Origin of the sequence: Mesorhizobium delmotii, assembly GCF_900149755.1 — a bacterium.
Lineage (GTDB): Bacteria > Pseudomonadota > Alphaproteobacteria > Rhizobiales > Rhizobiaceae > Mesorhizobium > Mesorhizobium delmotii.
In genome coordinates, this window is the sequence record NZ_FUIG01000026.1 from 291870 (window position 1) to 310949 (window position 19080).

General features: G+C 63.8%; 17 protein-coding genes and 2 pseudogenes. 15 read left to right on the forward strand and 4 right to left on the reverse strand.

The genetic code is table 11. From position 1 onward, the window contains the following. Positions 1–13: 13 nt before the first annotated feature. Genes fhuB through BQ8482_RS18135 form a run of 3 tightly spaced genes read right to left on the reverse strand, consistent with a single transcriptional unit; the run spans position 14 to position 5114 of the window. The gene (fhuB, locus tag BQ8482_RS18125) at positions 14–2020 is read right to left on the reverse strand and encodes a Fe(3+)-hydroxamate ABC transporter permease FhuB (RefSeq protein ID WP_244602855.1); all 2007 of its coding nucleotides are present in this window, start codon (positions 2018–2020) and stop codon (positions 14–16) included. Further along, a complete protein-coding gene (locus BQ8482_RS18130; RefSeq protein ID WP_123148876.1) occupies positions 2017–2913 on the reverse strand; it encodes an ABC transporter substrate-binding protein in 897 nt (298 codons plus the stop codon). Before BQ8482_RS18130 ends, fhuB begins: the two co-directional genes overlap by 4 nt. Beyond that, complete coding sequence (locus BQ8482_RS18135) at positions 2907–5114, reverse strand: TonB-dependent siderophore receptor (protein WP_123148877.1); 2208 nt, start codon at positions 5112–5114, stop codon at positions 2907–2909. Before BQ8482_RS18135 ends, BQ8482_RS18130 begins: the two co-directional genes overlap by 7 nt. Positions 5115–5263: 149 nt before the next feature. On the opposite strand from BQ8482_RS18135, the gene BQ8482_RS18140 reads away from it, so the two are divergent. The 15 genes and pseudogenes from BQ8482_RS18140 to BQ8482_RS18210 all read left to right on the forward strand — a co-directional run bounded on the left by BQ8482_RS18140 (position 5264) and on the right by BQ8482_RS18210 (position 18350). Continuing rightward, complete coding sequence (locus BQ8482_RS18140) at positions 5264–6088, forward strand: ATP-binding cassette domain-containing protein (protein ID WP_123148878.1); 825 nt, start codon at positions 5264–5266, stop codon at positions 6086–6088. Between the two features lie 28 nt (positions 6089–6116). Next, positions 6117–7052, forward strand: coding sequence for a tonB-system energizer ExbB (gene exbB / locus BQ8482_RS18145; RefSeq protein ID WP_123148951.1), 936 nt, complete (start codon positions 6117–6119; stop codon positions 7050–7052). A gap of 15 nt (positions 7053–7067) precedes the next feature. Continuing rightward, on the forward strand, positions 7068–7526 hold the full coding sequence (gene exbD, locus BQ8482_RS18150) for a TonB system transport protein ExbD (protein WP_123148879.1): 459 nt from the start codon (positions 7068–7070) through the stop codon (positions 7524–7526). After that, entirely contained in the window at positions 7526–8503 is a 978-nt protein-coding gene (locus BQ8482_RS18155; RefSeq protein WP_123148880.1) for a TonB family protein, read from the forward strand. Before exbD ends, BQ8482_RS18155 begins: the two co-directional genes overlap by 1 nt. Before the next feature lie 146 nt (positions 8504–8649). Next, a complete protein-coding gene (locus BQ8482_RS18160) occupies positions 8650–8982 on the forward strand; it encodes an ArsR/SmtB family transcription factor (protein ID WP_123148881.1) in 333 nt (110 codons plus the stop codon). Positions 8983–8999: 17 nt separating this feature from the next. Continuing rightward, positions 9000–9506 (forward strand): arsenate reductase ArsC, encoded by a 507-nt coding sequence (locus BQ8482_RS18165; protein ID WP_123148882.1) that lies wholly within the window; start codon positions 9000–9002, stop codon positions 9504–9506. 4 nt (positions 9507–9510) lie between these two features. Beyond that, the gene (locus tag BQ8482_RS18170; RefSeq protein WP_123148883.1) at positions 9511–10200 is read left to right on the forward strand and encodes an aquaporin; all 690 of its coding nucleotides are present in this window, start codon (positions 9511–9513) and stop codon (positions 10198–10200) included. Beyond that, positions 10197–10619, forward strand: coding sequence for an arsenate reductase (glutaredoxin) (gene arsC / locus BQ8482_RS18175; RefSeq protein ID WP_123148884.1), 423 nt, complete (start codon positions 10197–10199; stop codon positions 10617–10619). Before BQ8482_RS18170 ends, arsC begins: the two co-directional genes overlap by 4 nt. 188 nt (positions 10620–10807) lie before the next feature. Further along, positions 10808–11128 carry an ArsR/SmtB family transcription factor gene (locus BQ8482_RS18180; protein ID WP_123148885.1) on the forward strand — a complete coding sequence of 107 codons (321 nt, stop codon included), beginning with the start codon at positions 10808–10810 and terminating at the stop codon, positions 11126–11128. Between the two features lie 49 nt (positions 11129–11177). Beyond that, positions 11178–12611, forward strand: a complete 1434-nt coding sequence (locus BQ8482_RS18185) for an NAD(P)-binding domain-containing protein (protein ID WP_123148886.1) — start codon at positions 11178–11180, stop codon at positions 12609–12611. Then, complete coding sequence (gene arsK / locus BQ8482_RS18190; protein ID WP_123148887.1) at positions 12608–13840, forward strand: arsenite efflux MFS transporter ArsK; 1233 nt, start codon at positions 12608–12610, stop codon at positions 13838–13840. The genes BQ8482_RS18185 and arsK overlap by 4 nt, the downstream gene beginning before the upstream one ends. Before the next feature lie 125 nt (positions 13841–13965). Continuing rightward, positions 13966–15465 carry a helicase HerA domain-containing protein gene (locus BQ8482_RS18195; RefSeq protein WP_123148888.1) on the forward strand — a complete coding sequence of 500 codons (1500 nt, stop codon included), beginning with the start codon at positions 13966–13968 and terminating at the stop codon, positions 15463–15465. A 492-nt stretch (positions 15466–15957) separates the two neighbouring features. Then, positions 15958–17088 carry a D-alanyl-D-alanine-carboxypeptidase/endopeptidase AmpH gene (gene ampH / locus BQ8482_RS18200; RefSeq protein ID WP_244602856.1) on the forward strand — a complete coding sequence of 377 codons (1131 nt, stop codon included), beginning with the start codon at positions 15958–15960 and terminating at the stop codon, positions 17086–17088. Positions 17089–17218: 130 nt separating this feature from the next. Next, a pseudogene (locus BQ8482_RS18205) lies at positions 17219–17503 on the forward strand (ATP-binding protein); the annotation flags it as partial. A 411-nt stretch (positions 17504–17914) separates the two neighbouring features. Further along, positions 17915–18350 (forward strand): annotated as a pseudogene (locus BQ8482_RS18210) (EamA family transporter). Between the two features lie 43 nt (positions 18351–18393). Here BQ8482_RS18210 and BQ8482_RS18215 read toward each other — a convergent pair. Beyond that, positions 18394–19071 carry a methyltransferase family protein gene (locus BQ8482_RS18215; RefSeq protein ID WP_244602857.1) on the reverse strand — a complete coding sequence of 226 codons (678 nt, stop codon included), beginning with the start codon at positions 19069–19071 and terminating at the stop codon, positions 18394–18396. Positions 19072–19080 lie beyond the last annotated feature (9 nt).

The following is a 19080-nucleotide window of genomic DNA, read 5'->3' on the forward strand; positions in this document are numbered from 1 at the left end:
TTGGCGGTGCCGCTCATTGCCGGCCTTTCCACATCAGCACCATGAGGTAGGGCCCGCCGACCAGAGCGGCTAGCAAACCCGCCGGAATCTGCCATGGGAAAATCAGCATCCGGCCGCCCCAGTCGGCCGAAACAAGGATCATGCCGCCAAGCATCGCGGATGCGAAAAGCTGCGGCAAGGCGCGGTGGAAGCCGAGCATGCGGGCCAGGTGCGGCGCCATCAATCCGACGAAGCTCAGCGGCCCGATGACAAGCGTAGCTATTGTCGTCGGCACCGAAATAAGCACCAGGAGGATGATCCGCACGCGAAAGAGGCTAAGCCCGAGCCCGCGCGAGGCGGCTTCTCCAAGCGGCAGGATTTCCAGCCAGCGGATGGTGAGGGGCACGATGGCCAGCAGAGCAGTCGCCGTCACAGCGGCGATTGTGGCATCGGCGGCGGTGGCGCGGTAGGTGGAGCCGGATAACCAGCCGATGAGCGTATCGAGCCGAGGATCGCCGCTGGCGAGCATCACTGCCGAGAATGCCGACGCCATCGTCGCCACGGCGACACCCGAAAGCAGCAATCGATCATGCGCGATGGACTGCCGGCGGCCGGTCTGCGAAATCATCGCCAGGCTGACCAGAGCCCCGACGAGACCGGCCGCGATCATTGCCGGGCGGCTGACATCAGAAGTCGCGACGAAGAGCAGCAGGATGCCTAGCGAGGCGCCGCCGGAAACACCCAGAACCTCGGGCGCCGCCATCGGATTGCCGGTCATCCTCTGCATCAGTGTGCCGACCACGCCCAACATCATACCGGCGGAAACCGCGACAACGATGCGAGGCGCCCTGAGCGGCAGGAGGTCGGCAAATTCGGCGGCCGAGGCCACGTGCCAGCCGGTCGCGCCGCGCCCGACCACAAGCGCGGCGCAGAGAAGAAGCGCCATCGCGAGGAGCCCAGCCAGCAGATAGGCCCACCCGCTTCGCCTGCGCACGGAAGACAGCATGGCGCCGTCCCGATCCGGGCTGGTGGGCAACTTCGGCAGGAGAAGAAACAGTAAAGGCGCGCCGAGGAATGCAGTCGCCACGCCTGCCGGGATTTCGGAGGCAAAAGGCAGGACCTGCACCAGCCGGTCGGTCAACCACAACAGCGTGGCGCCCGCAAGGGGCGCCCAGCTCATGCGCTGGCGCAAGGTCCGTGCGCCGGCGAGCCTGACCAGCGCCGGCGCCGCAAGCGCCACGAAGCTGATGACGCCGACGGCTGCGACCACCATGCTGCTCAGCGCGACGGCGACAGTCATCCCTGCCAGCCGTGTCACCACGGGTTTTGTGCCGAGGCTTTCCGCTCCCTCGTCGCTCAGATCGAGAAGCCGCAGCGGCCGGAGCAGAAGGATGGCAGCAATGCCGGCCACCGCGAGCCATGGCGAAAACCCGAGCACCACCGCGTCGCCGTTCTGGATCAGCGAACCGCTCTGCCAGATGAAAAGTTCCTCGGAATATTCGCGATTGGCCGCCATCAGCAGGGCGCTCGCCGAACTGCATGTGAGGCTGACCACCAGGCCGGAAATGATGATCGCGACCGGCGAGAAACTCCGGCCCTGGGCTAGCGCCAAAACCGCCAGCGTCGACAGGGCGCCGCCGGCGAGCGCCACCCATTCGCGACCGTGCTCCAGCAGCCACGGCGCGTAGAGCGTGGCGATCGTCAGGGCGACGATGGCGCCTGCATTGGTGCCTATGGTCGTCGGCTCGGCGAGCGGGTTGCGCAGCACCTGCTGGAGCAGCGTGCCGGTCAGGCCGAGCGCCGCGCCGGCCAGCAGACTGATCGCCAGACGCGGCAGAAAGGCATGGCGGTAAAGCAGCTGCCGCGGATCGGCAAAGTCCGCCGCCCCGAGCGACTGCCACCACATGTCGGCGGGCAGCAGGCGCAAAAGCCCGGCCGCGGTGAGATATGCGGCGAGCACCGCCGGCACGCCGACGAGGGCGACGAGCATCCCTCCCATGAAGCGAGCACGATGGCCGGCCGTGGACTGCATGACGGTCATGCCCGGGCCACAAACGTTGCAAAACGGGCAGCGGCGGCAAGCCCGCCAAACGGCCATACCGGCGGGATTGTCCTGACGTTGCCGGCTTTGACGCAAGGAAGGTTCGCCCAGAGGCTGCTCTGGTCAATCCTGATCTTCACATGCAGCGGGATCGGATCGAGGGAAATCAGCCGTGCCTCGCCGATCGCAACCAACTCTTCGATGCCCAACACGGCAAAGCCCCAGCTATCGGTCGGCGCCGTCCAGGCATTGGTCAGGCTCAACCTGTCGAGCACGTCCTGGAACAGACTGCCCTTGCCGTAAACACGGACGTGACGGTCGTCGAACATGCTGACCACAGCGAGCGGTCGCTTTGTCCGTTCTGAGAATCGCCCCCTGATTTCGGCGATTGTCGCCGTCGCCTCCTGGATGAGGCGCTGAGCTTCAGCCTCGCGGCCGAGTTGTGAGCCAAGTTTCAGCGTTTCAGTCTCGGCCTGGCGATAAGGCGCTTCGGTGCCATCGTAGAAGGGCACGGTGTGCAGTCGCGCGATCCGCCTGAACGGAGCTTCGTCCAACCCATAGCCATAGGCGCCGGTGATAAGGTCGGGCTTGAGTTCGAGGAGCAGTTCGAGATTGGGCTCGCCGCGCGAGCCGAGATCGATGCAGCCGGCGGGAAGAGCCGGACCCGCGACCCAGTCTCGGTAGCCCTTGGTGTCGGCGACCGCCACCGGCCCGATCCCGAGCGAGATGACCATCTCGGCCGAGGTCCATTCGAGGCAGGCGATCCGCGGCGGCCGCGCCGCGCGCGCCAGGTCGCCGCGCAGGCCGAAGCTCGTCGCGGCCAGGCCGGCAAGGCACCGGCGCCGCGTCAGTGGTGGCCAATTGGGTCCGGGCCTGCACGCTAGGGTCACCATGCATACTTCACCGAGCCCTTGATCCGGCGACCCTCGCCATAAAAGCAGCCGAAGCTTTCTGCGAAACAGGAGGCGACATAGCGCTTGTCGAACAGATTGCTGACATTGAGGTTCAACTCGGCGTTCTGCCATTTGTAGTGCAGCGCTGCGTCGACGAGCGTGACGGCCGGCACTTTGAAAGTGTTCGCGTCGTCGCCGTAGGTCGAGCCGACATAGCGGATGCCGGCGCCGAGCCCGAGGCCCTCCAATCTGCCGCTGCCGACAGTGTAATTTGCCCACAGCGAGCCCGCGTGTGCCGGCACGCCGAAAGGCGTGTTGCCCTGGTTGCTCGTTCCATCCTCGTTGATGCTGGTCGGACTAGTGATCTCGGTGTCGAGCCAGGTATAGGCCGCCCGGAAATCGGAGCCTGAATCAAGGCTCGCAACACCTTCCAGCTCGATGCCGCGCGAGCGGATCTCGCCGGTCTGGAAGATGTCATCGGGCCGGCCAACACCGCCATAGCGCACGACATTCTGCCGGGTCAGGTCGAACGCCGAAACGGTGACGAAGGAGTTCCAGCCAACCGGCTGATATTTCAGGCCGACCTCGTACTGCTTGCCGGTTTCGGGCACAAGCGGATTGCCGTTGCTGTCGGGGCCGGAGACCGGCTGGAACGATTCGGAATAGCTGACATAAGGGGCAAGGCCGTTGTCGGCGAGATAAAGCAGACCGGCGCGGCTGGTGAAGGCGTCGTCCTTCTGGCGGGGATCGAAAGCGCCGGCCAGATTGTCGTAGACTTTCGAGTCCGCCCAGTCCTGGCGGCCGCCCAGCGTCAGCCGCCAGTTGCCCAGCTTGATCTGTTCCTGCGCGTAGATGCCGACCTGCGATTGCGTCGTGTCCGTGTCTGTGTAGGGCGTCAGATCAGTGATTGGGCTGCCATAGACCGGGTCGAAGATGTTGATGTCACCGACGGACCCTCCGGAGGCATAGTCGCGATAGGTGTAGCGCTTGTAGTCGAGGCCAACGAGCAGCGTATGGGCGAGCGGCCCGGTATCGAAATCGGCCTGCGCCTGGTTGTCGATGGTCACGCCGCTGAGCCTGCTGCCGCCTGCATCGGCATAGCGGGAATAGTCGCCATCATCATTCAGAAGCTCGCCGCCGAAGACGCCTTCCTCATAGTGCTTCAGATAGACGTAGCGGGCATGCTGGCGAACCTGCCATGTCTCGTTGAAGCGGTGATCCAATTCGTAACCAATCGACGCCTGGTCGTTGTTGTAGGTGTCGAAGCCCGGTTCGCCGACGAACATGCTGTTCGGCAGGTATTTTCCGTCCTTACCCGGCCTGATCGTGCCGTATGCCGGTAGGTACTGCATCGCCCAACCAGACCGGTCGCGTTGATAGTTGGCGAGGATGGTCAGGCTGGTATCGGCATCGGGCTGCCAGGTGAGCGCCGGCGCGATGAAGATGCGGTCGTCTTCGACGAAGTCTATTTGCGTATCGCCGGTGTGAGCGGCGCCGGTGAGGCGGAACAGCAGCGACTTGTCGGCGTTGACAGCCCCGCTGAAGTCGAACTTTCCTTCATAGCGGTTGAAGCTTCCGGCGCCGAGTTCGACCTCGCGGAGGTTCTCCTCGGTCGGGCGCTTGCTGACATAGTTGATGATGCCGCCAGGACTTGCCTGGCCGTAGAGAACCGACGCCGGCCCGCGCAGGATTTCGTAGCGTTCGGCGCCGTAGGAATCGAGCGCGGTGAACAGCGTGAAATTGCTCTCTTTGAGCTGCAGCCCGTCCTTGTAGAAGACGCCGCTGGAGTTCGAAATGCCGCGCATCTGCAAGCCGTGGCCACGATTGTCGGTGCCGTAGAGATTGCCGCTGGCGCCTGGCGTATAACGCAGCGCGCTGTTCAGGCTGTCCACCGCCTGCGCTTCCATCTGGTCTTTGGTGATGACCGATATCGACTGCGGCGTCTCGATCAGCGGTGTGTCGGTCTTGGTGGCCGTGGAACCCTGGGCGGCGACATAGCCGTCGACCGTCCCAAAGGCGCTTTCGACGCGTTCCTGAATGTTGATCGGGTCGAGAGTGGTGGTCGCCTCCTGCGCGACGGCGTCGCCGCCGCCAAGCAGCACCGGCAGCGACATCACCGGCAGCGACATCGCCGCGATCAGCAGGTTTCGGTGCGCAGTCGTTTCATCTTGAATTCTTCCGCGACCAAAACCAGTCCCCATCTCGGCGCGCTCCACTTTTTCGAATTCGACGCAAATCCGGCATTTTGTTGACTCAAAAAGTCATCTTCATTGTTGACTAGTAAACTCATGTTTCATAGTCAACCGGGCATCGGCGCCGCAAACCGGATTGCCGAAAACCGGATTTCGAAATGCGCGCGCAAAGCTGGAGCGAGGCCGAGACCGTGGCAGGAATTCATGCCCAGACTGCCTTCCATGTCGAAGCGGTGCGGTTCGCCGTCGGCGAGCGAACGCTGCTCGGGCCGGTTACACTCGAACTGCAACGCTCGCGCGTCTATGGGCTGATCGGGCACAACGGCTCGGGCAAGTCGACGCTGATCAAGCTCTTGGCGCGGCAGCAGCCGGCAAGCTCGGGCGGCATCACCTTCGCGCAGCGGCCGCTGGTGCAGTGGGGCGCGCGCGAACTCGCCCGCGCGCTCGCCTATCTGCCGCAGACGACGCCGGCGGCGACCGGCCTGACCGTGCGCGAACTGGCGACGCTCGGGCGCTATCCCTGGCACGGCGCGCTCGGCCGTTTCGGGCACGAAGACAGGCGCCATGTCGACGAGGCGCTTGTCCTGACCGACATGGCTGATTTCACCGACCGGCTGGTCGACGAATTGTCCGGCGGCGAGCGCCAGCGCGCATGGCTGGCCATGCTGGTGGCGCAGAATGCCGGCGTCATGCTGCTCGACGAGCCGATCTCGGCGCTCGACATCGCCCATCAGGTCGAGGTGCTGGGGCTGGTCAGGGACCTCAGCCGCAAACGCGACCTGTGCGTCGTCGTCGTGCTGCACGATCCCAACATGGCGGCGCGCTACTGCGACGAATTGATCGCACTGAAGGACGGCAGGCTGCTGACGCGCGGCACGCCGGACCAGATCATGCAGGGCGACGTGCTTAGAGGAATTTTCGGTGTCGAGATGGGCGTGTTTGCGCACCCCGTCACCGGCCAGCCCATCGGCTATGTGCAATGAGGCCACTGTGAGAATGAGGAAGAAGCCCTTGTCCAGACATGGTTTGTTCGCGGCGTTGATCGCATCCGTCATCCTGTCGGCCGGCGGCACTGCCGCCCAGGAGCAACCGGGCACGGCCCCGGCGATCGAGACTCCCGCGCCCGCGCCTGGAGAGGCTGCGCCAGACGCGGTCGCGCCTCCGGCGACGCAGCCCGGCGCGACGACGCCCACCGGGACCACGCCTACCGAGACGGGCCCTTCGACGGCAACCTCCCTGACCCTGCCGCGTGACCTGTCGCCGTGGGGCATGTTCATGGCGGCCGACGTCGTCGTGAAAGCGGTGATGATCGGGCTGGCTTTTGCGTCCTTCGTCACCTGGACGATATGGCTGGCCAAATCGCTGGAGATTCTTGGCGGCAAGCTGCGTGCCCGCCGTGCGGCACAAGCGATCGGCAATGCCGCGACGTTGAACCAGGCCGGCCGCGCGCTTGGCCACAATAACGGTCCTGGCGCCCTGCTGGTGCGCGCAGCCGAAGAAGAGACCGCGCTTTCGGCCGGCTCGCTCGACCACGTGTCCGGCGACGGGCTGAAGGAACGGGTCACCTCGCGCCTGTCGCGCATCGAGGCGGCGGCGGCGCGGCGCATGTCGCGCGGCACCGGCGTCTTGGCGACGATCGGCTCGACCGCGCCCTTCGTCGGCCTTTTCGGCACCGTCTGGGGCATCATGAACGCCTTCATTGGCATCTCGCAGGCGCAGACCACCAATCTCGCCGTCGTTGCGCCGGGCATTGCGGAAGCCTTGCTGGCCACGGCGATGGGCCTTGTCGCGGCGATCCCGGCGGTGGTCATCTACAACGTCTTTGCGCGATCGATAGCCGGCTACAGGCAGATCCTCGCTGACGCATCGGCAGGGGTCGAACGGCTGGTCAGCCGGGATCTGGATTTCCGCACGGTCGCGCCGGCAAAGCAGATGGCCGCGGAATGAACACGGAGCGACGCCATGGCGGCTAGAATTCGAGAGAACATCGACGGCGATCTCGAGGAAAACCACGAGATCAACGTCACGCCGTTCATCGATGTGATCCTGGTCCTGCTGATCATCTTCATGGTCGCAGCGCCGCTGGCGACGGTGGACGTCAACGTCGACCTGCCGGGCTCGACCGCGACACCGGCTCCGCGGCCGGAGACGCCGCTGTTCCTGACGCTGAAAGACGATATGAGCCTGGCGATCGGCAACGACAGCGTGCCGCGCGAAGCCTTCGCCGCCACGCTCGTCGGCAGGACAAAAGGCGACAGGCAGACGCGCATCTTCCTGCGCGCCGACAAGGCGGTCGGCTATGGCGAACTTATGGAGGTGATGAACCTTTTGCGGGGCGCCGGTTATCTGAAGATCGCGCTGGTCGGCCTCGAGACCGCGCCTGGCGATGCCGCGGCGCCGCAAGTCGGGACGGGCCAATAATGTCGCCGGCGGCCGCCCTGCCGATGGCCGATCAGCGGCGTTTCGGCGTGCGCGAGATTGCCTGGTGGGCGGGCGCGGCTGGGCTGGTCCTGGTGGCGCATGCCGCGATCGGCTATGCGATGCAGGGCTGGCGCCCGGCCGAGCCCGATGGCGGCCCGCCGCAGGCGCAGGTGATCGAGTTGTCGCCGATGGCGCTCACGCCGGCCATGCCGGCCCCGATGACGGATGAGATCGCGCCCGATGAGCCGGAGCCGGTCGAGGAGCCCGAGACAGTCGAAACGGAGCCTCCGCCCGAACCGCCCGTCGAACGGACAGAACCGGTCGCCGAGCCGTCGGAAACCGCTCCAGCCGACACAGTCGAGCCCACGCCGCCGCCCATGGCCGAACGGGTCGACCAGCCGCCGCTCGAGGAGGTCGTGCCCGACGTTGCCGAGGCCGTCACGCCGGAAGTGGTCATTCCGCTGCCGCAGCCGAAACCGGTCGACGCACCCGTCGAGGCCAAGACAAAGAAGCAGGCAAAGGCCAAGGCGAAGGAGCCGGCCGAGGTCAAGGCGAAGAAGCCGGTCAAAGAGGCCAAAAAGCGTCCGAAAAAGGAAAAGGCCGCACCGCCGCGGACGACGGCCAGTGTCGCTGCGACATCCGCCGCCAGGGCGGCCGCACCGAAATCGGCCAAAGCAGCGGCTTCGAGATCCGGTGTGAGCTCGTCCAAGTGGAACTCGCAGTTGCATGCGTGGATCAGGCGACACACGCGTTATCCGAGAGCCGCGAAGGCCCGGCGCGAGGAAGGTAGTCCACGAGTGACCTTTACGGTCGACGGATCCGGCCGCGTTCTATCCGCCCGGCTGGCTCGTTCCTCCGGCTATCCGGATCTCGATCGCGCGGCGCTCGACGCATTACAGGGTGCCAAAGTGCCAGCGCCGCCGCCGGAAAAAGCGGGTACATCTGTTGCGGCGCCTTTCACATTCAAGCTGGACTAGGTCGTTCGGCATGAACTGGCCCGTCTTGGCTGTCAGTCGGTTGCGGACCATTGCAGTTAGCATCCAGCGACGATTTTCGACCAGCCATCGTCATCTGTCTGTCATATGTCCGCCGTATGCATCCATAATTCCGGATTCTAGGATGCATGGATAAGAACATCGCTCTTCTCGCATTGGCGGCGCTTGGCCAGGACACAAGGCTCGAGGTGTTTCGCCTGCTGGTCCGGGCGGGCGCAGATGGTGTTCCCGCCGGCGAGATCGCCTCGCGCCTGGGTACGGTGCAGAACACCATGTCGGCGCATCTGAAGGTTCTCGACCATGCCGGTCTCGTCCGCGCCGAGCGTGACGGCCGGACAATCCGCTACGTCGCCGACATGACCGGCTTTCGCGATCTGCTTGCCTATCTCATGGAGGATTGCTGCAACGGCGCGCCAGAACTCTGCCAGCCGGTCATTCAGGCCGTGACTTGCAACTGTTAGAAGGGAGGAACTCTGCCATGAGCGAGCCATACAACGTGCTTTTTCTCTGCACCGGCAATTCGGCACGGTCGATCCTTGCCGAAGCGATCCTCAACCGTGTCGGTGCTGGCAAATTCAGGGCATATTCGGCCGGATCGCACCCGAAGGGAGAAGTCCATCCCTACGCGCTCCAGCTGTTGAAAACCCTCAACCACGACACGTCCTTCGCCCGTTCGAAGGACTGGCAGGAATTCGCGGCTCCCGGCGCCCCCGAGATGAATTTCGTTTTCACTGTCTGCGACAACGCCGCCAATGAATCCTGTCCGGTCTGGCCGGGACAGCCGATGACGGCGCATTGGGGTGTGCCCGACCCGGCCGCCGTGGACGGCACGGACGCCGAAAAGCATCTGGCGTTTGCCGAAGCCTATCGCATGCTCAACAACCGGATCTCGATCTTCGTCAGCCTGCCGATGAATACGATCGACAAGCTCGCCCTACAGAAACGGCTGGATGAAATCGGCCGCGATCTACCGAAGGCCGGCTAACCTCATGGCGGCAGACATTCCCCGTCGCATCGTCGCGGAAGCGCTCGGCACGGCAATGCTCGTCGCGACGGTCGTCGGGTCGGGCATCATGGCCGACAGGCTGACGGATGACGTGGGTCTCTCCCTGCTCGGCAACACGCTGCCGACTGGAGCGATCCTGGTGGTGCTGATCACCATACTCGGACCGATTTCCGGGGCGCATCTCAATCCGGCGGTGACGCTGGTTTTTGCCCTCAGGCGCGAAATCGAAGCAACCGCAGCTCTGGCCTATGTGATCGCCCAGATTGTCGGCGGCGTCGCCGGAACGCTGCTGGCGCACGCCATGTTCGAACTGCCGATTCTCCAGATCTCGCAAACCGTGCGGACCGGAAACGGACAATGGATTGCGGAGTTGGTGGCCGCCTTCGGCCTGGTCTTCACCATTCTTGCCGGTCTTCGCTTCCGTTCGGATGCTATCCCCTGGCTGGTCGGCCTCTACATCACCGCAGCCTATTGGTTCACGGCTTCGACCTCGTTTGCCAATCCGGCAGTCGCCGTCGCCCGCGCTCTTTCCAACACCTTCGCGGGTATCCGGCCGATAGACCTGCCGGCGTTCATCGTCGCCGAGCTCCTCGGCGCGCTGCTTGCCATGGCCTTGGCAGGATGGCTGCTCAGTGAGCCCAAACCAATCAGACAGATGAGAGCCGCGAAATGACCATCACCATCTATCACAACCCGGACTGCGGCACCTCGCGCAACACGCTGGCCATCATCAGGCAGTCCGGCGAAGAGCCTGATGTGATCGAGTATCTGAAAAACCCGCCGTCGCGCGAACGGCTGGTCGAGCTGATCAAGGCGATGGGGATGATGCCGCGCGAATTGCTGCGCGAGAAGGGCACGCCGTTTGCCGAGCTCAATCTCGGCGATCCCAAATGGACCGACGACGAGATCGTCGATTTTATGCTGGCGCATCCGATCCTGATCAACCGGCCGATTGTCGTCACACCGCTCGGCACCATGCTTGCACGGCCGTCCGAAGCCGTTCTCGAAATTTTGCCCAATCCGGATATCGGGCCATTCACCAAGGAAGACGGCGAAGTCGTCATCGACGAGCAGGGCAAGCGCGTTGCCTGACCGGATATCCGAAGACTCCCTGCCGAACGTGGACGAAGACCAGTTCCGGCCGATCGACCTGCAGGCGCGCTCGGACGATCATCCTGATCGGTCTCACAAGCGGCTGCGGTTGGATACTGGTATACGATTAATTCGATAATTTTCGAAATAGCATTGACGCGGCGTTGTCTCGGGGCTACCTTATTTCCATGAAACTCGAACAAGCAGCAAAACAGCTCGAGGCGCTCGGCAATCCGACGCGGCTCAATCTTTATCGCACGCTGGTGAGGGCAGGTGAGGCCGGGCGACCGGTCGGTTATCTGCAGGAAGCCCTCGGCATCGCTGCGTCGACCCTGTCGCATCATCTCCACCGGCTTATACTGACCGGCCTTGTCACCCAGGAACGCCAGGCAACGACGCTGATCTGCCGTGCCAATTACCCTGTGATGAACGATCTCCTTGGCTTTCTTGCCGATGAATGTTGTGCCGATGCCGCATGCGGCCCGGCTGTCGGCGAGGCGGCTGCTTAACTTTTTTTGAGCCAAATTTCCATAATTCTAGAAATTTAGAAGGTGCGTCATGGTTCCTAACAGCAATCTCCCGGTCGCCATCATCGGCGGCGGACCTGTCGGCCTGGCGGCTGCCGCCCAACTTGTCAGCCGCGGCCTTCCGGTCAAGGTCTACGAGGCAGGTTCCGCGGTTGGGTCGAACCTTCTGGACTGGGGCCATGTGCGGGTTTTCACGCCGTGGCGCTATTGTGTCGATGCGGTTGCCCGAAAGCTTCTCGAGAGCCACGGCTGGCAAATGCCGGAGCTCGAGGCATTCCCCACGGCCGATGAAATCGTCTCCCAGTACCTCGCGCCGCTCGCAAAGCTTCCCGAGCTGGCGCCGTCGACCGAGACCAATGCCCGTGTTGTCGCCATTTCCCGGTGGGGGACCGACAAGGTTCTGAGCAAGGCGCGGGAGACGCGGCCGTTCATGCTGCTGGTGGAAACGGCGAAAGGCACGCGCCGGGACAGCGCCCGTGCCGTCATCGATGCGTCCGGCACCTGGCAAACGCCGAACCCGCTCGGTGCGGGCGGCTTACCGGCCGAAGGTGAGACGGAATTTGGCGACCGCATCGCCTACGGCATCCCAAATGTCCTGGGACGCGACCGTCATCTCTATGCAGGCCGCACGACATTGGTGGTGGGCGCCGGCCATTCCGCCGCCAATGCCTTGCTGGAACTGGACAGGCTTGCGGAAACCGAGCCGGGCACCTCGGCACTATGGGTGACGCGCAGCACCGACCTTGTCCGCATCTACGGCGGCGGCGATGCCGACGCCCTGCCGGCGCGGGGTGAGCTTGGTTCGGATGTCCGGCAGCTAGCCGAGAGCGGACGCGTGCGGCTGGTGAGGGGCTTTGCCACGGTTGCCATCCGTGAGGTCGACGGCCGTCTCGCTGTCGAAGGCCAGACAAAGGACGGGTTGCGCACGCTCGGACCCGTCGACCGGATCATCGCCGCGACGGGGCAGCGCCCCGATCTCACCTTGACCCGGGAGCTTCGGCTGGACCTCGATCCGTGGCTCGAAGGTGTCAAGGCGCTGGGGCCGCTCATCGATCCCAATGAACACTCCTGCGGCGATGTCCCGCCGCATGGTCATCGCGAGCTCAGCCACCCCGAGCCCGATTTCTACACGGTCGGCGTCAAAAGCTATGGCCGGGCCCCGACGTTCCTTCTGCTGACCGGCTATGAGCAGGTCCGCTCGGTCGCCGCGGCGCTCGCCGGCGACATGGCTGCCGCCGATGCCGTGCAGCTGGTGTTGCCCGAGACCGGCGTCTGCACGGTGCCCGTGTCTCATTCAGGCACATCATCTCAGGGTTGCTGCGGCGGACCGGCGCCGTCTGCTGTCGACGCCTGTTGCGTCGACGACGCCAAGGCGAAGGCGAGCGGCCAGTCGGGATGCGGCTGCGGCAGCACGCAAGCGATCGCAGCAGTGCGCAGCGGCGATCTCGAGATCGCCGCTCAATGAGCGACCGGAAAATCCCGGCTGCCGCACTCTGGGCGTTGGGGCTGACGCAGATCATCGGCTACGGCACGCTCTATTACAGTTTTAGCATCCTGGTGCCGTCGATCGCGCTCGAGTTCGCCTGGCCGGAACAATGGGTTTTCGGTGCCTTGTCGGCGTCGCTGCTGGCGGGTGGCCTTTTTGCACCCACAGCCGGGCGCTGGGCCGATCGTTTCGGCGCCGGCCGCGTGATGACCTTTGGTTCGGCTGCCGCCGCGGCAGCACTTGTCGCTTGCGCGGTAGCACCCGGTCGGGTGACCTTCGTGCTGGCCTTGATGGCGATGGAACTGGCGTCCGCCTTCGTGCTCTACAGCGCCGCTTTCGTCGCGATCGTCCAGATCGGCGGCGCGAAGGCGCAGCGCAGCATCACCCATCTGACGCTGATCGCCGGCTTCGCCTCCACCCTGTTCTGGCCGCTGACGGCGGCACTGCACGAATACCTGAGCTGGCGCGAGGTCTACCTGGTCTTTGCCGTCATCAATGTCGCCATCTGCCTTCCCATCCATGCCTGGCTGGCACGGCTGTCGCGTCGGGTGGACAAAAACGCTTCGGCGACACCTGCTGCCATCGGCTTGGCCGGCGGCCCGGCTGCCTTCACCCGGCGCGACCGCAGCAGAGTGTTTCTGCTCATGCTTGGCGGCTTCGCGATCGAGGGTTTCGTGCTGTCCTCGATCCTCGTTCACATGGTCCCGCTGACGACGGCGCTCGGGCTTGGCTCGGCCGGGCTTGTCGTAACCACGCTTTTCGGCCCGTCCCAGGTGGCGAGCCGGTTGATCAACATGCTGTTCGGTGGCCGGCTGGCACAGACCTGGCTCGCGGTCATCGGTGCGACACTGCTGCCGCTCGGCCTTGTCGCCCTGCTGGCGACGACACCGTCGGTGCCCGGAGCCATCGCCTTCGTCATCCTGTTTGGATTGGGCTCGGGCCTCGCCAGCATCGTCGGCGGCACGCTGCCCCTTGAATTGTTCGGACGGGAGCGCTACGGCGCCCGGCTCGGCTGGGTGACGGCCGCGCGTCAGTTCTTTTCGGCGCTTGCGCCATTTGCCCTTGCCATGGCGATGGCAGGAATCGGCGTCCAACCAACGCTCTGGTTGACCGCTGCGGTCGGCATGCTCGGCATACTGGCTTTTTCGGCAATTATCCTGATCAGGCGGCAGCGCCTTGCGCCCGTGATGCTTACGTCAGCGAACTGACAACGATCACCAAGCCCTTGCTGTCCCGGCAGCGTCGAGCTGTGTGCAACACCGAACCGCCGGCCATGGGCGCTCGACGGGCTGTGATGCGGTTGATAAGCCCTCTCCTCAAGGAGAGTCGAGACATGACCGTTGCGATCGAGATGGGCCACACGACCGCAGGCGCCCCGGCGGCGCTGGATCTTGAGGAGCTGCTGGCGACCCGCTTGCTGGTGCAGGGCAATTCGGGTTCCGGCAAATCCCACCTGCTGCGCCGGCTGCTGGAGCAGAGTGCGCCTTGGGTGCAGCAGACCATCATCGACCCCGAAGGCGATTTCGTGTCGTTGGGCGACCGGTTCGGCCATTTGGTGATCGACGCCGAGGAGCATACCGAGCGCGGCCTGCAGAGCGCCGGCGAGCGGGCGCGCATCCACCGCGTCTCCACGGTGCTCAATCTCGAGGGGCTTGACGCCGAGAACCAGATGCGGCGCGCCGCTGCCTTTCTCGGCGGGCTTTTCGAGGTCGCCCGCGACCACTGGTACCCGATGCTGGTGGTGGTCGACGAGGCGCAGCTGTTCGCGCCGGCAGTGGCGGGCGAGGTTTCGGACGAGGCGCGCAAGCTCTCGCTCGGCGCCATGACCAATTTGATGTGCCGTGGCCGCAAACGCGGGCTGGCCGGGATCATCGCGACCCAGCGGCTGGCCAAGCTCGCCAAGAACGTCGCCGCCGAGGCTTCCAATTTCCTGATGGGCCGGACTTTTCTCGATATCGACATGGCGCGCGCCGCTGACCTTTTGGGCATGGAGCGGCGGCAGGCGGAGGCGTTTCGCGACCTGGAGCGCGGGCAATTCATGGCGCTGGGCCCGGCGCTGTCGCGCCGTCCGCTGGGCTTGCGCATCGGCCCCACCGATACAAGTCCGCGCAATGGCACGCCGCGCCTGATGCCGCTGCCGGAAGCAGCGTTGGAGGATGCCCGCGCGATCATCCTGGCAGCGCCGCCGCCGGAAACTGTCCGGCCGCAGCGCCGGTCGTCGCCGGACCTGCTCGATCAGCTGATGGCGGCGAAGTCGGCGGCGCTGGAAATCCGCCCCGAACCGGTGGAGCCGCCAATCAGCGCCGAGCACCTGGCGGAGCGGCGTGAGCGCGTGGACCGTGTCCTGCGCGCCGTGCTGGCGCAGCCCGATGCGGGGTTCCGGGTCATCGGCGTGCTCTATCAGGAGTTCGTGGTCCGCTGCCGCATAGAAGGCCTCGCCTCGGTCGTGCCGGACCTGCCCGCCTTCCGCCGCATGCTGACGCGCGCCCGCGCCGGCCTCGGCTCCGAAATGGCAGGGGATGACGCCTGGCAGGATGTCTCGGTCCGCGCCTCGCTGCTGCCCGAGGATATGCAGGGCGTGTTCATGATGATCGCCCGCGCGGCGAAGGAGGGCTGGCCCTGCCCCAGCGACGCGGCGATCGCCCGCGCCTATGGCTCGCACTCGCTACGCCGCGCACGGCGCCTGCTGACCTATATCGAGGAACAGGGGCTGATCGTGTGCCAGCTCGACGGGGTTGGAAGGCGAACAGTAACGCTGGTCGAGCTGGCCTGGGCGACGGCACCGGGCGACCCGGACGCCGAGGGGGCGGAGCAGGGGAGCTTGGCTGTGTGAGGCGGCGGCCGAGCGCGCAAAGGGAATGCCACGCATCAAGGCGATGTATGGCCAAGCGGCAGGTACAGCGGCGAGTCTTTTTTTGCGCAGATAGGGCCTCGCTGGCCCGCCACAGCTCTTCTGCCCGGTCTTCATCATACGACGACGATTGGCGCGACGCAGATCCGCCTATTGTAAGTTGCTCGACGCTACAGCACTCCCTCCTGCCGACGGCGCTTTACATATTTTCTAAATTACCCGCGGGCTGGTCTGCTAATGAAGAGATCAGCCCCGATCAACTGACGAAGGACAAGAAATACGGCAGGACTGTAGCGCAAATAGCCGCCGAAACTATGCTACCGCCGCCGATTACCCCCTTCGGTTCATTCTGTTGACATCTCCTGCTTCTGGAGAGATGGTGAGATACTACGCGGCGGCCCTTTTTCCGAAGATTTTATTCTGCAGCTTTATCAAAGGATTTTGGCAATGCGTTTGTCTCGATCGCGCAGACTTATGGCCATCGCGTTGACGGCAATCGCAGCCGTCACCCTTCCCTCTTATGGACATGCCGAGGACAAGCTGCTGACGGAAGCGGTGCAGTTCAACGGTACGATCCTGTATCTCTCCACCAAGGTGCCTGGCCTGATCTTCGGCGCCGTGCGCAACGGCGAGACGGCCTTGGCCGGTTTCGGCAAGATTGCCGACGGGAGTGAAAAAGTGCCCGACGGCGACACAATGTTCCGCATCGCGTCCGTGAGCAAAGTGTTCTGCGGCAGTGTGCTTTCCTCGCTGGCGATCGACGGCAAGGTACAGCTCACCGACCGGCTGCAGGATCGCCTTGGCTGGGACGTCACGCTCCCTGAGAAGGATGGCCGCGCCCTCCGCCTGATCGATCTCGCCGCGCAAGCTTCCGGCCTTCCGCGGGAGGTGCCAGTGGCCGAGGCGCTCCCCTCCGACCCCTTCTCTACGAACACCAAAGAGGCGCAGATTGCCGCCCTCAAGGACAATCCGCTGCTCTTCGCGCCGGGCACCGCCGTTCTCTATTCGAACTTCGGATACGACCTCCTCGGAGCGGCGCTCGCGAATGTCTCTGGAAAGCCTTATGCCGAGGTCCTTCGGGAGCGTGTCCTCGATCCCCTCGGCATGAAAGACACGGTTTTCAACCCAAGACCGGAGGACGAGCCGCGCCTGATGCAGGGCCATAACTTCGACGGCAGCGCCATGCCCATCGTGCCGACGAGCACAGCCATGGAGTGCGCCGGTGGATTGTACTCGACCGCGGCCGACCTGCTCCGCTGGATGAACTGGCATGTTGACAACAAGCCTTCCGCGGCCGACGCCGAGTTCCGCCTCGTGAACCACGCGGCCTTTTTGTACCGGGACGGGCTCGCGTCGGTGGTGGGGCTGGATGACGGCGGCCCAATGGACGCCATGGGTCTCGGATGGGTCATCATGCTCCCCAACGAGCATCGCCCGCTCATCCTCCAGAAGAGCGGCGGCCTGCAAGGGATGTTTCTCTATGTTGCGATTGCACCGACACGCGGCGTCGGCGCTTTCTTCGTCATGAACGAATTCAATGCCGCCGGCTTCATGGCTGGGGTCAAGATGACGAACGATATCGTCGCAGAGATCGCTCCACGCTGATCGGGGGAACGTGCGCAATGATTAATGCGGTGGGAGGGGCCTGACGGACGGCATGTTTCGTGGCAAGGCAAGCGCGACATCGGCTATTTCCGGCCGACCGCTTAGCTATCCCCTTCTGAGGAAGACCTTTGCCTCGCTGCTGCCCGAGGATATGCAAGGTGTGTTCATGATGATCGCCCGCGCGGCCAAGGAAGGCTGGCCCTGCCCGAGCGACGCGGCGATCGCCCGCGCCTATGGTTCGCACTCGCTGCGCCGCGCCCGGCGCCTGCTGACCTATATCGAGGAGCAGGGGCTGATCGTATGCCAGCTTGACGGGGTCGGGAGGCGGACAGTGACGCTGGTGGAATTGGCCTGGGCGACGGCGCCGGGGGATCCTAATGCGGAGGAGGTGGCGCAGGGGAGCTTGGCTGTGTGAGGGCTGATGCAGTTTGGGCGAAAGCTGACGTCGCTCAAAAATCAGCAAAGCGCCAAGAGCGGTCATTGTGCTACTCAGACGTCGCGTTTGGGGCCGAGCGGACTGGCAGCTTCAGGCTGCGGATCTTCAAGAGCGGACGTTCATGTCGGCGTGAGCATCGTCATGACCTGACCGAACCGGACCTTTCGGCCGGACTGCACGATGGTCAGCTTAGTGTGGAAAGCTGCCTTCTGTCCCACCCAACGAGCAAGTTGCACCAAAAAAAGCGGGGCTGCGCTCGGCAACATCTTTGCGGGCGAACGTGACAGCCGTAATGATGGGGCGCGTCTTCAACCTCTCGCGACAGCGGCTTACTTGCTTGTCGCGCTGGACGCCGCCGTTCCTGATCGGTACAATTTGTGGGTAAGAAGTGTGAAGTACCTTCTCCTCTCGTGGCAGTCCTGGGCGGTGCTCTCGGCCTGCTTCGCCGCTCTGACCGCTATTTTCGCCAAGGTCGGAGTGGAAAACGTTAGCTCGGACTTCGCCACCTTCATCCGTACCATTGTTATTCTGTTAGTCCTTGGGACGATCCTTGCGGCCACCAACCAGTTCCAGCCGCTTAGCTCTATTTCGAGCAGGACCTACCTGTTCCTCGTCCTGTCGGGGCTTGCTGCAGGTGCGTCGTGGATTTGCTATTTCCGTGCGCTTCAATTGGGAGATGCGGCACGCGTTGCCCCTATCGACAAACTGAGCGTCGTGCTCGTGGCGATGTTCGGAGTGACATTCCTCAAGGAGCACTCGTCGTTGTCGAATTGGGTAGGTGTTATATTGATCGCAACAGGCGGTTCTAGTGGGTTACAAAGGCTAAATGGTAGGCAAGTTGGCGACGGCGGATTGCCTCGACCTTGGGATTAGAATAGCCAGAAATAGGTTGGCAGATAACCGATCACCTGGAGGTATTCGATGCCTTCGATGGCAGGAAAGACCGCGAGAAAATAGAGAGCATCGAAGAATGTGCTTCTTAGCGCTTTCGTGGAGAACGTGTGCTGATGCTCGTCGTGATAAAGCCATAGTTTGGGCCAGAACCGTGGTGTTCTGGCCGCATACGCCTCGTATTTCGGGCCAAACTTTCCCAGAAGAAACGCCTCTTCCTTTCTAGCGGTCATCCCGAAAACCGCGTAGGTGCACACTCCGAGAACGACGGCAACGATGATCGACCCGAACATGAGGCCGATGCCGAATGCTCCAATCATCGAAAACAGATACAGGGGATTGCGAGTGATCGAGTATGGCCCGTTTACCGCCAACTCGGTGTTCTTCCGGCCCCCGACATATAGGATGCTCCACAATCTTCCGAATATGCAGACGAGGATCAGGACAAAGCCTGTCATCTCGATAAGTTCATGAAGGGTCGATGCTTCGTCCCAGCCTGGTCGAGAGAACAACAGCGATCCGATCGCCGCGATGCTCAAGCCCTGGACGACAAGAAGTCTCTTTCGCTGATTGAAAGGTTGCGGGGCAATTGAAGCGGACATCATGGTTCCTTTGACAGAGGCTTTTTTGGCGCTCGCGCCAAGCATCCGGTTCATTTTCGGGAG

Excerpts from the sequence above, each read along its gene's own strand:
- fhuB (WP_244602855.1), bottom strand. The coding sequence starts at position 2,020 with ATGACCGTCATGCAGTCCACGGCCGGCCATCGTGCTCGCTTCATGGGA.
- BQ8482_RS18130 (WP_123148876.1), bottom strand. The coding sequence starts at position 2,913 with ATGGTGACCCTAGCGTGCAGGCCCGGACCCAATTGGCCACCACTGACG.
- BQ8482_RS18135 (WP_123148877.1), bottom strand. The coding sequence starts at position 5,114 with ATGGGGACTGGTTTTGGTCGCGGAAGAATTCAAGATGAAACGACTGCG.
- BQ8482_RS18140 (WP_123148878.1), top strand. The coding sequence starts at position 5,264 with ATGCGCGCGCAAAGCTGGAGCGAGGCCGAGACCGTGGCAGGAATTCAT.
- exbD (WP_123148879.1), top strand. The coding sequence starts at position 7,068 with ATGGCGGCTAGAATTCGAGAGAACATCGACGGCGATCTCGAGGAAAAC.
- BQ8482_RS18155 (WP_123148880.1), top strand. The coding sequence starts at position 7,526 with ATGTCGCCGGCGGCCGCCCTGCCGATGGCCGATCAGCGGCGTTTCGGC.
- BQ8482_RS18160 (WP_123148881.1), top strand. The coding sequence starts at position 8,650 with ATGGATAAGAACATCGCTCTTCTCGCATTGGCGGCGCTTGGCCAGGAC.
- BQ8482_RS18165 (WP_123148882.1), top strand. The coding sequence starts at position 9,000 with ATGAGCGAGCCATACAACGTGCTTTTTCTCTGCACCGGCAATTCGGCA.
- BQ8482_RS18170 (WP_123148883.1), top strand. The coding sequence starts at position 9,511 with ATGGCGGCAGACATTCCCCGTCGCATCGTCGCGGAAGCGCTCGGCACG.
- arsC (WP_123148884.1), top strand. The coding sequence starts at position 10,197 with ATGACCATCACCATCTATCACAACCCGGACTGCGGCACCTCGCGCAAC.
- BQ8482_RS18180 (WP_123148885.1), top strand. The coding sequence starts at position 10,808 with ATGAAACTCGAACAAGCAGCAAAACAGCTCGAGGCGCTCGGCAATCCG.
- BQ8482_RS18185 (WP_123148886.1), top strand. The coding sequence starts at position 11,178 with ATGGTTCCTAACAGCAATCTCCCGGTCGCCATCATCGGCGGCGGACCT.
- arsK (WP_123148887.1), top strand. The coding sequence starts at position 12,608 with ATGAGCGACCGGAAAATCCCGGCTGCCGCACTCTGGGCGTTGGGGCTG.
- BQ8482_RS18195 (WP_123148888.1), top strand. The coding sequence starts at position 13,966 with ATGACCGTTGCGATCGAGATGGGCCACACGACCGCAGGCGCCCCGGCG.
- ampH (WP_244602856.1), top strand. The coding sequence starts at position 15,958 with ATGGCCATCGCGTTGACGGCAATCGCAGCCGTCACCCTTCCCTCTTAT.
- BQ8482_RS18215 (WP_244602857.1), bottom strand. The coding sequence starts at position 19,071 with ATGAACCGGATGCTTGGCGCGAGCGCCAAAAAAGCCTCTGTCAAAGGA.